Origin of the sequence: Dictyobacter alpinus (assembly GCF_003967575.1) — a bacterium.
GTDB classification, from domain to species: Bacteria; Chloroflexota; Ktedonobacteria; order Ktedonobacterales; family Ktedonobacteraceae; genus Dictyobacter; species Dictyobacter alpinus.
The window spans coordinates 2,840,234-2,852,623 of the sequence record NZ_BIFT01000001.1; the positions used below are offsets into that span (position 1 = coordinate 2,840,234).

Below are 12,390 nucleotides of genomic sequence, written 5' to 3' on the forward strand. Positions count from 1 at the left end.
CGATGCCGTAGGCATCGGCAGACCTGAATCGTTACTTTTATTTTATGTTGAAAGGTTGGATGGGAGAACAATAATAGTGCAAATGACACTGTTGTTGAGGGATATATGCATGTTATTTTTGTCTGGATATCTGCGTGATTGTACTCAGAGAAGGGACAATTGTAGTATGAGTGTAATGGATCAAGGTGGGGAGATCGGTTCTCCTTCAGAAATTGTTGGGCTTGCACCGAAAAAATTGTACTGGGGACAGATTGTCGCGATTAGCATTTTCTGGTTTGCCCTTAATTTTCACTGGGCGGCGATTGGCACAATTATCTTGCCAAGCCAGGTGTTTAAGCTGGTCGGACAACTGCATCAAGGAGAAGCACTGGCGTATATTCTGGTGCCGGGCGCTTTTATTGCCCTGATTACGAATCCGCTATGGGGAGTAGCCAGTGATTATACCCGTGGTTGGCTGGCGCGCTGGGGGAGAAGGCGGCCATATATCTTGATCGGAACCCTGATCAATGTAGCTGGACTGGTCTGGATGGCGCTGGCACCGAATATTCCTTCGCTGGCACTGGCATATATGCTGGTACAGTTTTCTAGCAATATGGCCCAGGCACCTTTCCATGCGTTGCTACCAGATATTGTGCCCACCAATCAACGTGGCATAGCCTCAGGGATTATGGGATTTTTATTACTGATTGGTAATATCGGTGGTGTGATCGTAGCTGGTATGTTTGTGAATGCTTCAAAGCCCCTGGCACAATACCAGCAAAGTCTCTGGTTGACCTACGCAATTATTATTGTGGTGCTGATTGTGTTTATGCTGGTCACTATTCTGGTAGTACATGAGCGCAGTAATACCATTGAGAATCCACCAGTTGAAGAAATACGTTCTGAGAGGGCAGATAGAAACTGGCGGCCCGGCTGGTTAACAAATTCACGCTTGATGACGATCGTTGGTACGTTGCTAGCAACCTTGCTGGTATGGGGATTAGTTATCATCTGGAACTTACTGCGTCCCGCTGGTCTACAGATCAATAACGATGTGCTGCAAGTCCTACTAGAAATGGTCGCTACCGCTGGTATCCTGCGCCTGTTCGATTTTAATCCACGCAGAAATCCTGATTTTGCCTGGGTCTTATTCACGCGCTTCCTGATGATGATGGGCATCTATACTATCCAGACCTTTCTACAATTTTATATGCGCGACGTAGTACAGGCCCCGAATCCTGAGCAGCAGACCAGTAACTTCGCGATAGTGGTTGCCTTGACCAGTCTGGTCAGTGCCCTTGCCGCAGGCTGGCTATCCGATCACTATGGCCGTAAGCCGATGGTCTATCTCTCTGGCAGCTTTATGGCAGTCGTAGGATTGGTGTTTGTGGTGACGCATTCGCTGCTCATCGTGATGATTGCCGGCGCTGTCTTTGGGCTGGGTTATGGGGCCTATCAAAGCGTCGACTGGGCCCTGGTAGCGGATACCCTGCCATCCAAACAAAACTTTGCTCGTGATATGGGAGTCTGGAATATCTCGCTGGCGGTGCCACAGATCATTGCTCCAGTCCTGGGTGGACCGCTCATTGATAGTTTCGCTCGTAGCGGACATCCTGTGCAGGGCTATCAAATCTTGTTTGTCATGGCCATCATCTATTGTATCCTTGGCACGGTCACTATCCGCTATATTCGAGGTGTCAAACGTTAGGGCTACGAGCTGGCCGCTGGTCGCGAGTGGCGTGCCTGCTACTCTGAAGAGAGAAGATTGTGGAGGGTGTTAAGAGGCACGCCGCTGGCATTTTTGCGTAGCATGATGATTTCGGCGGCAATACTCAGGGCGATTTCATCCGGTGTTTCAGCGCCTAGATCGAGTCCGATGGGGGCATGTACCTGTTCGAGGCGTTCACGGCTAACGCCATCATCAAGGAGCTCACGGAAGATCCGTTTGACCTTACTGGGACTACCAATCATGCCAATATAGGCGGCATGTGTGTCCAGCGCGGCGTGTAGGGCTTCTTTATCGAGATTATGGCCACGAGTCACGATGACGATCCAGGTAGCTTCGTCGGGCTCAAGTTTGCGGATGGTGGTGGGAATATCCCCAAAACTAATGCTGGCCTGAGAATCAAAGTTCTGTGAGTCCGTGAGATCGCGGCGATCATCGACAACGATAATGCGGAAATCCAGTTTGGACGTTAGCCGAGACAAGGCCTGAGCCACATAACCGGCTCCAGCAATAATCAGGCGTGGTTCAGGTCTAAGAATTTCAAAGAAAACTTCCAGCGTAGCGCCGCAACTTCCGACGGCCTCCCCTTTATCCGCGTCCAGATGTATATGGGCCGAGGCTGGATGCCCTTCGCGCAATACCTTTAACGCTTCCTGGGCTACTTTTGCATCGGTTTGTGGGCCTGCGAAGCTACCATAGACCGAGCCATCCATACGAATCAACGCTTTACTACCCAGAGGGCAAGGGGCGGCCCCCATGGTTTTGATTACGGTGGCGATAACTACTTTTTCGCCGTGTGATAAAGCATTTTGGATTTCATTATAAATTGTGATGCTGCCCATTGTTTGCCCCCTTTGCGTACAGGTGAATATTCACTCATTGAGTATGGCGCTATAGACTCAATTATATGACATTGGAGAGCATTTGTGCATATCTCTACGTTTATAGCAAATTTATGTGTAGATCTGAGGCTGTTTTTTCTTCAAGACTAAAATCAACCGCCAACGTAATCAAGGCCCGCTCCTACCATTCATAGTAGAAGCGGGCCTTGATTGAGGTCGTAGATGCTTATGCCTGGTAGACATGTTGTTCTAGGAATGACACCAGGGCCTGGAGTTGAGGATCTTTGATGGGATCGCTGAACTGGATGGTGTGGTGTCGGCCATTATCTTTGACGGTAATGTGATAAGTACGATAGTCTGCACCGCGCGGCGGTATGGCTGGTACCGCAGGCAGGGCAAAGAAATTGGATGCCTTGATCAGGTATTGGAGTTCTTCAGCATCCTGGGCTGACAGCGTCACGCTATCCAGGCATCTGGGACTGGCTAAGGCTGGAATGTTGGCAAAGCCCCCCTCGATTTGCATCTGTATCAGCATTTTAGTGCTCCGTGATCATGGCTGGCACCTGTACTCCAACCTGGGACCAGGCATCATGGACGGCTGACCACTCAGTGCTGCTGGCACCATAGATGCGCTCGGCATTGGTGAGGGTCAGGCGGGCAAACATGCGGAAGGTAGCCGTGGAGCGTAGCCGTGGATCGCGCAAGGTCTCGTACCAGATGCGTCCCGCTTTCTCCCAGGCAAAGCCGCCAATGGCTGTCGCTACAAGGTAGAAGGCATGGTTGGGAATACCAGAGTTGATATGGACGCCGCCATTATCTTCAACGGTTTGTACATAGTTGTTCATGTGGGAGGGCTGTGGATCGCGGCCCAGGAGCTGATCATCGTATGCCTCACCAGGAGCACGCATCGAGCGTAGGGCCTGACCATGGACCTTTGATGTGAACAGTCCATGACCAATCAGCCAATCGGCCTGATCCGCTGTCTGATGATTGGCATATTGTTTGACCAGAGAGCCAAAGACATCCGAGATGGACTCATTAAGCGCACCGGACTGTCCGACGTATGCCAGTTTGCATTCATCTTCGGTGACGCCATGTGTTAGTTCGTGACCAATGACATCAAGGGCGCAGGTGAAGCGATTGAACAGTTGACCATCACCATCGCCGAAGATCATACACTCCCCATTCCAGAACGCATTATTATAGAGCGTCCCATAATGGACCGAAGCATCGAGGCGCATGCCAGCATCATCGATTGAATTGCGGCTATAAACCTGGAGATACAAGGCATGGGTCCAGCCCAGGCCATCGTATGCTTCGTTTACGGCGACGTCTTGAATCGGCGTCTGGCCCTCGCCACGTACTTGATCGCCAGGCAGAGTCGTCTGTCCATGAACATTATAGATCGTACGATAAAGCGCTTTTTCCTCGGTCAGTGAGGCCCGTGCGCCACCATGTTTGCTGCTGAGCAGTCCCTGAGCCATACGAACTGTACGGATCGAATGATCGTGGCCCAGCATTTGCAGCGCCATTGTACGCTGCTCTTGAGTACCATGTTGTGCCAGAGAGGTCAACATGTGCGGTGGAAGGATATAAAAAACTGATCCATGAGATGTCGAATGTCTCATAATAGTGTCTCCTTTTATCTCACAACATCTTCTACCAGGCATCCGCGAGTTAACACTATGTGTACTGTAAAAATTTTGTGGACACAAATATCACACATGGTCAGGCATTATATCTTGTTTAAGCACGCCCGATGAAATCCTGTGTTGACATATAGCGGTCCGCTTTAGATGGAATGCATACAGTACGAGAAGCTCTGGCACCCCTCAAGGCACTCAAGTACTTCTTGAACTCCATTGAGTGATGATATGTAACCTGCTATCAAGTCCGCCTACATATGCTTCTACTACAAGTATAACTGTGATGCAATAAAAAATCTGTCTCATTGCCATTATAAATAGGAGACAAAAATCCCTAATCTCCATTCTTGCGTAAACAGTATTCCTAAAATTGAGCACAGCTATGCATAAAAAGAACTCTCTTTTTTTACTACCATTTTTAAACCTTCCAAAAAGAATAACTATGGGTAGCTGGAACTCAAAGATACGTTCTGACACTTGACAATAAAGAGCACGTGTTCTAGAATAATAGAACAAAATTTCTAAAAAGGAGCGACGAATGAGCGATCAAAGCAATGGGAAAGTACAGGAAGAGCAGACAACCTCTCGCGTCTTCAATCCCAATGAACACTTGATGCAAATACGATCTGGTCAAACATCCAAGGACTATTTGCCCGTCCAATGGAGGCTTGTATGGTTCCGTTCTGCCTTTCCCCATGGCGTGATCGAGACTGAGATGCTCCATCTAGACATGGACCGCGAGACAGAGGAAGAGGCCTTCGCCTGGAACGCGGAGCGGCGGCGCAGTGAGAAGGTGATCAAGCAGGCGAAGGGTTTCTGCGTCTTCCGTGCGACCGTGCGCGACGGGGTTGGCGGTATTGCTACCGGCACCAAGTCAGAGAAGGCGGCCAGCTTTGGGGACTTCATTGAAAAGGCTGAGACTGGTGCTATCGGTCGCGCCCTGGCCGCGTTAGGGTATGGCACCCAGTTCACCGGCGATGAGTGGGAAGAGGCCCATCGCATTGTTGATAGCCCTGTTGATCGTCAACCGGTCACAAGTGCCGCAAGCGCGAATGGAACCAGTCAGAATGGACAACAATCCTCACTGGTGACTGTACGGCCAAATGGTAGCGCGAATAATGGCGCCAACGGCAATGGGCATAGTGCGCCTGCCGCCAATGGTAGCAATCGTCCAGCGGATAATGATGCTCCGGCCAGCGCGACCGATCAGCAGCTCTCAAGTATTCGTAAGTTATGCGAACACCTGGGCAAACCAGCTCCAGAAGATACCTCGACCATGAGCTTCCTGGGAGCCAAGAAGATGCTTCAGCAATTGACAGCTGAATACAGGGAGTCCAAGCAAAATAATAAAGCTTCTTGATAAGCCCCTTTTAGTAGTGCGCATATCCTAGAAGCTGCCATGTATGGGTAGTTTTAAAGGATAGCGCACTAAGAAAGATAATCCCATGACCCCAGCTGAGCTAGAACGCGCTCATCAATCTATCGAACAGAAGTGGTATGAGTTAGTACAGGCTGAGCAACAAGGAGCTTCGGTACAGGATCTAGAGCGCAAATATGAAAAATATTTGCGTGCGGTGGATGATTATAACCGTCGTTCCGCAGCCTACCAGGACAAACCACGGAAGCGCAGATTTCCTGGTGTAGCATAAAAGAATCCCGGCTGGACCGGGATTCTTTTATGCTACACGCGATTAATCTTCACCCCAGCGTGAGGGCTGATATGGACGTTTTTTGGTTGGTTGGGGTACTGTGGTCAGATAGGTAGTTAGCCGTGCGAGCAACTGTGGAACCCATTGGCGCAGATAGTTCTGGCGCTCATCCTCCAGTTTTTTACCACCATAGCGTTCCCGAGCATAAGCTTGTGTTAGCTCTGCCAGAATAGCTGGATCCGTTGGTTGCTCACCCTCCCCGGCGGGTAATTTAGGGGTAGCCAGTAAGAGCAAGCGTTTCTGGTATTCAAGAGGAGTCTCTTGCTGCTGGCGTGCGAATTCTCCACCTTTCTCAGCCATGGCTTGCAGTAATGAGCGGTAGCGGTAGCGTACAGAATCAGGGGCCAGCCCATCAGCATCAAGCATATCCTGCTGACGCTGACGGTGTTCCTGCCGGCGCTCCTTGCGAATCTGTTGTGCATTCAGACCTTCACGCAACTCCTCCTCTTCTGGTAAGGTATTTTCTTCACTGTTTTTCTGTCTTCTCCGGACAAAGTAGACCATAGCTATCAGCAGCGCGATTGCTCCAACCATCACTAGCAGGCGTAGTATTAGCATAGTTGTTGCTGAGCCATGCTGTTGCTGAGCAAGTTTTTGTAGCGTTGTCGTTAAATTGGAGGGATGGGTCGGTGTCCTGGGTGTGGGAGGCAGATTACCATTAAAATGAGGCAATAAACTAAGCAGCCAGTTGATCGCGAGGGAAAACACGTAGACGATCACGTTGATCACAAAAAACAGCACCTGTGCCAGTAGTCCGATGAGCCACCAGAGCGGGCTGATCAGCATGATAAGCACATCTTCTGGCAGGATCTCAAGAGCGATACTCAGCACAATCAATGCTACCCAGGTAACGGTCAATGTGGTGATCCACCTGTTCGTGCCTTCTCTGGTCGCATTATGGGTTTGTCTGGCCTGTTCTTTACGTACCGCTCCAATGCGCGTAAAGGAGAGAGCGATAAAACCGGAGAGGAAAAAGAGCGGCAGATCGCGCAGTAGATCGTTATTAATACTATAGTCTGATGCAGCATCTCCAAGTATTGAGAAGCCCATTACTACTAACAGGGCTCCCAGGCCTATTTTAAAAGCCAGGATCAATTGATCTTCGCTAAAACCTGAGCGGGCGCGATCAACTCCCCGTTTCCAACCCCAGCCAACCAGCACGATTATGGCGGCAATCGTCAATGGATCATCAAGAGCATACCAGTGGGTCAAGCCGAGAATGAGCAGGGCGCTCACGATAGCAAGTATATCCAACCGCGTCACATGCATACCTACCGTGTAATCCAGGGCCACTCCCTGGCGTTCACGCCGATAAAAGTTCCAGATAGCCCACCAATGGAGTCCCAGTAAGAGCAGGGTGATGCTGCCCACGTCTAAATAGTTGTATGCCAGAGTGATGCGTCGGAACAGCAATTGTAGGACCAGATAGATCGGCTGGGCCTCCATTAATGCTGACGCGATCGGAACCGCCAGCAACTCAATCCAATTGGAGGCTACGCGTGCTGGTACCGATGGCTCCGTTCTGTCCGTCGCTGATGGCTTGAATAAGCCCATGCCACTGCTCCTTTCCTCCAATATGATAGGTGGTCAGATCGTTCGTGTCAGGTAACTCGGTTCCTGTCTCTAGATCGCCAGCCAGAATAATGTTGACCGCCGCGCCATATTTCCGTCGTTCCTGTAAATAGAGCAACGTATTCTCGCTCAACGTATTGACTGGACTGATCAGCAGGATAGTGGTGCCCTGCCTGAACATATCATCTTCCAATTCAATCATGCGTTCGATCGGTGTATTATAGCCAGGAACCAGGCGTGCCAGCGTGGTCAGGATCTGCTCATATTGGGTGTAATCACTGGCAAACGGAATACTGATGCCAGATGGTGATATGCTGATGGCATTCGATTTGCGGGCCGCCTGCTGATCCTGTGCCTGATCGGTATTGACCTCCGCGCTTATGGCGTGGGTAGCCGTCACCATCGCACTATTCGTCAACACGCCAACCATATAGCCCTCATCCAATCCCCAGGCTGCCAGTGAGGCCGCAGCAGAGATGCAATATTCCTGGAGCTCCGTATCCATGCCTTTTTGTTCCTGAGAGTAGGTCCAGGTATCCAGCAGAATAAGCAGGCGGCGCTCGGTCGTGGATTCATAGATTTTACTGCGCAACTCGCCCATACGGGCCGTAGCCTTCCAATCAATCCTGCGTGGATCATCTCCCAACTGGTATTCACGATTGCCCGCGAACCAGAGCGGATCCTCAAGCAATTGCCGTGTCCCAACGTGCTCACCCATAGGAAAGATTGAAGGGAGTCCCAGTTCCTCGATAGGTGCTAGCAATGGATAGACCAGCAGTGTCTCATTAGCAGGCAGGACGATCTCGCGATCCAACCAACCAAAAGGATCACTACACTGTATCTGTATCGGACCAAACAGGTGGAAGCCACGGGCCTGACAGCGCATGCGATAGCGGCGTGTGACCCGTTGATACGACCAGAGCAACCAGGTACTGATCAAGGTGTCGCGTTTGACTGTTTGCAGGTGGCTGGCGCGACCTCCCGTTATTGTCAGCGGAGGCGAGATTGAATTTTCGAAGCGCAGCCAGGGAAGTGGCAGAAATTTACGATTCTCGATCGTCACCGATAGAGTCACCTGTTCCCCAAAGAAGAGATGTGGACGATCCACTTTCTGCCGGACCAGCAGGTGTTGTAAAGCATAGCGATACCAGATCTCAGGCACAAAGCCCACCAGAAAGGTGAAGATGGCGGCCAGTATCATCAGTGGCTGTCGCGTCACTACGCTAAGTATGACCAGTGCCAGCGCCAGATAATACCAGGGACGCCGTTTTTTGAGCACCGGATCCGGCGTATCGAGCGCTTGAAGACGACTATCTTCTTCCATGCTCATAGTGTTTTACCTTGCTACTGGAGGTGAAGCGATGGTCTCAACTGGAACCTCGATACCCTGAACGATCTCCGTAATAATCTCATTGCTCCTGCGACCGCGCATACGATTGCGATTGGTTGTCAGGATACGGTGGGCCAGCACAAAAGGAGCCAGATACTTAATATCATCCGGCTGTACAAAATCCCGGCCCTGGATAGCGGCGTATGCCTCGCAGGCCCGATAGAGTGCCAGTGTACCGCGGGGACTCACCCCCATCTGGATGGTATCATGTTGCCGGGTAGCGCGCACAATCTTTAAAAGATAGCGCTCGACCTCTGGCTGCCATTGTACCGTGCGGATCGCTCGCTGCAAACCGATAAAATCGCTCGCACTCACCACTGGCTCTAGCGTATCCAATGGTTCCGCTTGTTTAAAGCGATGCAGGATCTCTTGCTCATCTGCTTCCTCTGGATAGCCCATCTGCACCTTGAGCAAGAAGCGGTCCAGTTGTGCCTCTGGTAGAGGGAAGGTACCCTCAAGTTCGACAGGATTTTGGGTGGCCATGACCAGGAAGGGGCGGGGTAACTGTCTACTTTCACGTTCCACTGTTACCTGACGTTCAGCCATGGCTTCAAGTAGTGCTGATTGGGTACGAGGAGTGGTGCGGTTGATCTCATCAACCAGTAGTATCTGCGCGAAGAGTGGACCATTGCGAAAGACAAAATCATTCTGCTTCTGATCATAATAACTGACCCCAATAATATCGGTTGGTAATAGATCGGGAGTCCCCTGGACGCGCTGGAACGTTGCCCCCAATGAGCGCGCCAACGCTTTTGCCAGCACCGTCTTACCCATACCGGGCACATCTTCCAACAAGACATGTCCATCACTTAAAAGCGCCACCAGTAGCAGATCGATAACATCAAGTTTACCGATAATTACCCGTGCGACATTGGCACGAATCTGCTCTGTATATTGCTGAACAGCGGACAACGCTGGGACCATGGCATCATTTTCCATTTTTTGTGCCTCTCTACAAGCAGTATGTTACGCCAAAAAAACTCCCTGTCCCGCTTATGAATAACACCGCCCATGCCTATCGAGTTGCAAGCGTGGGCGGGCGGCATGGCAAGAAGCTTTGAGCATTCTTTGCAATCTTAATGGCTAGACTCTTCAGAGAATAATAGTGAGATAACATGTTGTTATCTCAGTTTAACACGAAAACGTCACCATGGTCCAGAATGACACAGCCAGCTCAGGGCTTTTTAATTTTCCTCTTCCTGGCGCCTATGGCGCCGGAGTCTGGTGTGGTGTGTGTTCTGTGGGCGGCCGCAGCCGCCCACAGAACACACACCACACCAGAAATACTCTGTATATGATTTGCCTGACAGTTACTCCCGGCTGAAAATGAAAAAGCCCTGCAGCCAGCTAGTGGCGGCCGGTACGGTGCAGGCGTTTCAGGGCTTGCATATAAGCGGCTGTATCGTTTTGCAATTTGCGCATATGGACGTCGCGATCATGATTGCTTAATGCTTTCGCTTCCCTCTCTTGTGCCGGAGTGAATAGCTGTAAGAGGGAGTATGTACCTCGCTGTAAGAGGTGACGAAAAGGTGGGATTGCCAGAAAGCCCCAGAAGATGGCGATGGCATACCAGCATAGAAAAAGATAGGGACGTTGATTCTTCAAGCATACATAGCTTAGTGTTGCTAGCACGCAGGCATCGAGGGCGAACACGAGATGTTTAGCCAGAAAGATCAGTGCCTCTATGAGTCGTGAGGTATGTTTCTGCGGAGTTGGTAAAGATAATTCCTGCGTCCGGGCCTGAGCCGCAGGGATCGATTGAAAAAGTCCAGTATCCCAATCTCCGGGCTGGATAAAAAATTCATCGGTAACCGGCAACAAATCTGCGGGGAGATCATCAGTCCTGATAGGTGTTAGTTGTTGTTGTTCAGGGGCTTGATGCATGTTTGGGTTAATTAATAATATTTTTTTGAGGCGAGCCATATTTTCCATAAATCCCTTCCACATTCCATCCATGGTTCTTTAGAGTGTGTCTGGCTCCTGCTCTCTTAGGGAAGCATACAGGCAACCGCACGCGGGCCCTAAAGCGCCCATACTTCTTGTAAGTGTGCTGTCAAAAAGTGTTCGGTGAACACTTTTTGACAGCACACTTACAACCATTGGAGCGCCAAAGGCGCGAAAACAACGCTTAGCGGCCCATGATGGCCGTCTTTTCTCTCGTTGTGCTTCAGCAGCGTAGCAGCTCACATTCTCTTTCCTCGTTGGTGCAGAAATGGCGCATTCGCGCCATTTCTGCACCAACCACTAAAACATGAGTGGGGGCGCCTGCGCTCCCCAGGCTAGCTAAAACTCACCACTCCCATTGTGATGGGAGTCAGACACACTCTTATTTCCTATCTCATTATACTGGTGAGAAATGGACAATGCAAGTATTATGATACAAGAATATACTTATGGGGGTATATGGTTTTGGAATATGCTTTTATGACTTATGTCACATTTATGTGTATAAATATATTGAAAAAGAAAGAGGCAATCAGGAAATAATCATCTTGATTGCCTCTTTCTTTAGATGTTGTTGATTTAGAGATTGGTAATGAAGTTTTTGAGGGCGCCGGCGATGGCGTCGGGTGCATCAAACAGTGAGAGGTGGCCTGCGTCCGGCAGGGTCACAAGCTCTGACTGTGGAATCTCACGATGGAGACGCTCGGCGTATGTCAATGGAATCTGCTCATCTTTTTCGCCCCAGATAATCAGGGTTGGTCGATTGAGTGTGCGCAGATCGCTAGAGACGGAGTTGAGGTAGTAAGGCACAAGGTTGCGTATATGCTGGAAAAGGATCTCTTTGCCGAGTTCGTTGTTCCAGGGCTCAACGTAACTGTTGAGAACATTGGCAAAATCTTTAGGATTGGTGGTGGCGGAGGGCAACGTCTGGCGCAGGTCGTCGATCAAGGCAGCCAATTCAGTATTATGTGGCGCATCGAAATCGCGGCGTCTCTCCATATCGGTCAATGGCCAGTTAGCGGCAAACGTATGTAGATAGCAGATGGAGTTTACCAGGACCAGTGCAGCGGTCTGTGGACGCAGTAAGCGGGTAGCCAGTACCTGAGCCACACCGCCACCAAGGCCGTGTCCAACCAGAACGATATTAGTGAGCTGAAGATCCTTGATCAGATAAGATAGGACGTCCGCCTGTCCCCACACAGAAGTATCGGCGGGCCAGGGATATTCTGACTGGCCGAATCCCAGCATGTCGAAGGCATAGACAGCGCGATTAAAGCCGCCAAGCTGTCCCATAATGCCTTCCCAACTGAAAGCCCCCGCAGGGATGTCATGCAGTAGCACGATCGCGCCATCGGTGCCATATTCTGCGCCCTGAACGAGGTAGCTGATATTATAGTGAACAGAACGTCCTGTGCGTCTTTCGCGTGCAGCCAGGACGTCAGATGTGTTGCTTGCCATAAACCCTCTCTTTAGTTACGATGTATGGATTGGTAATCACAAACGGGCGAGGATAGATAGGTGGTTGTCCATGGTTATGGATTTTTAGTTACCCTCGTCCACCTGTGGTTATCCGAGTGTCTTC

Annotated in this window: 11 protein-coding genes; 3 read left to right on the forward strand and 8 right to left on the reverse strand. The window is 50.4% G+C overall.

All coding sequences use genetic code 11. The features are described 5' to 3' along the window. Nucleotides 1-166: 166 nt before the first annotated feature. Nucleotides 167-1,687 (forward strand): MFS transporter, encoded by a 1,521-nt coding sequence (locus EL633_RS11275; protein WP_161982083.1) that lies wholly within the window; start codon nucleotides 167-169, stop codon nucleotides 1,685-1,687. Between the two features lie 38 nt (nucleotides 1,688-1,725). Here the strand turns inward: EL633_RS11275 and EL633_RS11280 are convergent, their stop codons facing one another. The 3 genes from EL633_RS11280 to EL633_RS11290 form a co-directional block, all read right to left on the reverse strand. Further along, nucleotides 1,726-2,547, reverse strand: a complete 822-nt coding sequence (locus EL633_RS11280) for an XdhC family protein (RefSeq protein WP_126627275.1) — start codon at nucleotides 2,545-2,547, stop codon at nucleotides 1,726-1,728. Between the two features lie 226 nt (nucleotides 2,548-2,773). Next, complete coding sequence (locus EL633_RS11285; protein WP_126627276.1) at nucleotides 2,774-3,082, reverse strand: protealysin inhibitor emfourin; 309 nt, start codon at nucleotides 3,080-3,082, stop codon at nucleotides 2,774-2,776. A 1-nt stretch (nucleotide 3,083) separates the two neighbouring features. Further along, nucleotides 3,084-4,175: a M4 family metallopeptidase gene (locus tag EL633_RS11290; protein WP_126627277.1), complete on the reverse strand. Its 1,092-nt coding sequence runs from the start codon at nucleotides 4,173-4,175 to the stop codon at nucleotides 3,084-3,086. Between the two features lie 556 nt (nucleotides 4,176-4,731). Here EL633_RS11290 and EL633_RS11295 point away from each other — a divergent pair. After that, nucleotides 4,732-5,553, forward strand: a complete 822-nt coding sequence (locus EL633_RS11295) for a hypothetical protein (protein WP_126627278.1) — start codon at nucleotides 4,732-4,734, stop codon at nucleotides 5,551-5,553. A gap of 85 nt (nucleotides 5,554-5,638) precedes the next feature. After that, nucleotides 5,639-5,842, forward strand: a complete 204-nt coding sequence (locus EL633_RS11300; RefSeq protein WP_126627279.1) for a hypothetical protein — start codon at nucleotides 5,639-5,641, stop codon at nucleotides 5,840-5,842. Nucleotides 5,843-5,884: 42 nt separating this feature from the next. Here EL633_RS11300 and EL633_RS11305 read toward each other — a convergent pair whose 3' ends face one another. The 5 genes from EL633_RS11305 to EL633_RS11325 all read right to left on the reverse strand — a co-directional run bounded on the left by EL633_RS11305 (nucleotide 5,885) and on the right by EL633_RS11325 (nucleotide 12,266). After that, nucleotides 5,885-7,456, reverse strand: a complete 1,572-nt coding sequence (locus tag EL633_RS11305) for a DUF4129 domain-containing protein (protein ID WP_126627280.1) — start codon at nucleotides 7,454-7,456, stop codon at nucleotides 5,885-5,887. After that, entirely contained in the window at nucleotides 7,380-8,804 is a 1,425-nt protein-coding gene (locus EL633_RS11310) for a DUF58 domain-containing protein (protein ID WP_126627281.1), read from the reverse strand. The genes EL633_RS11305 and EL633_RS11310 overlap by 77 nt, the downstream gene beginning before the upstream one ends. A 6-nt stretch (nucleotides 8,805-8,810) precedes the next feature. After that, nucleotides 8,811-9,803 (reverse strand): AAA family ATPase, encoded by a 993-nt coding sequence (locus EL633_RS11315; RefSeq protein ID WP_126627282.1) that lies wholly within the window; start codon nucleotides 9,801-9,803, stop codon nucleotides 8,811-8,813. Nucleotides 9,804-10,211: 408 nt separating this feature from the next. Further along, nucleotides 10,212-10,796, reverse strand: coding sequence for a hypothetical protein (locus tag EL633_RS11320; protein WP_126627283.1), 585 nt, complete (start codon nucleotides 10,794-10,796; stop codon nucleotides 10,212-10,214). 591 nt (nucleotides 10,797-11,387) lie between these two features. Continuing rightward, the gene (locus EL633_RS11325) at nucleotides 11,388-12,266 is read right to left on the reverse strand and encodes an alpha/beta fold hydrolase (protein ID WP_126627284.1); all 879 of its coding nucleotides are present in this window, start codon (nucleotides 12,264-12,266) and stop codon (nucleotides 11,388-11,390) included. Nucleotides 12,267-12,390 lie beyond the last annotated feature (124 nt).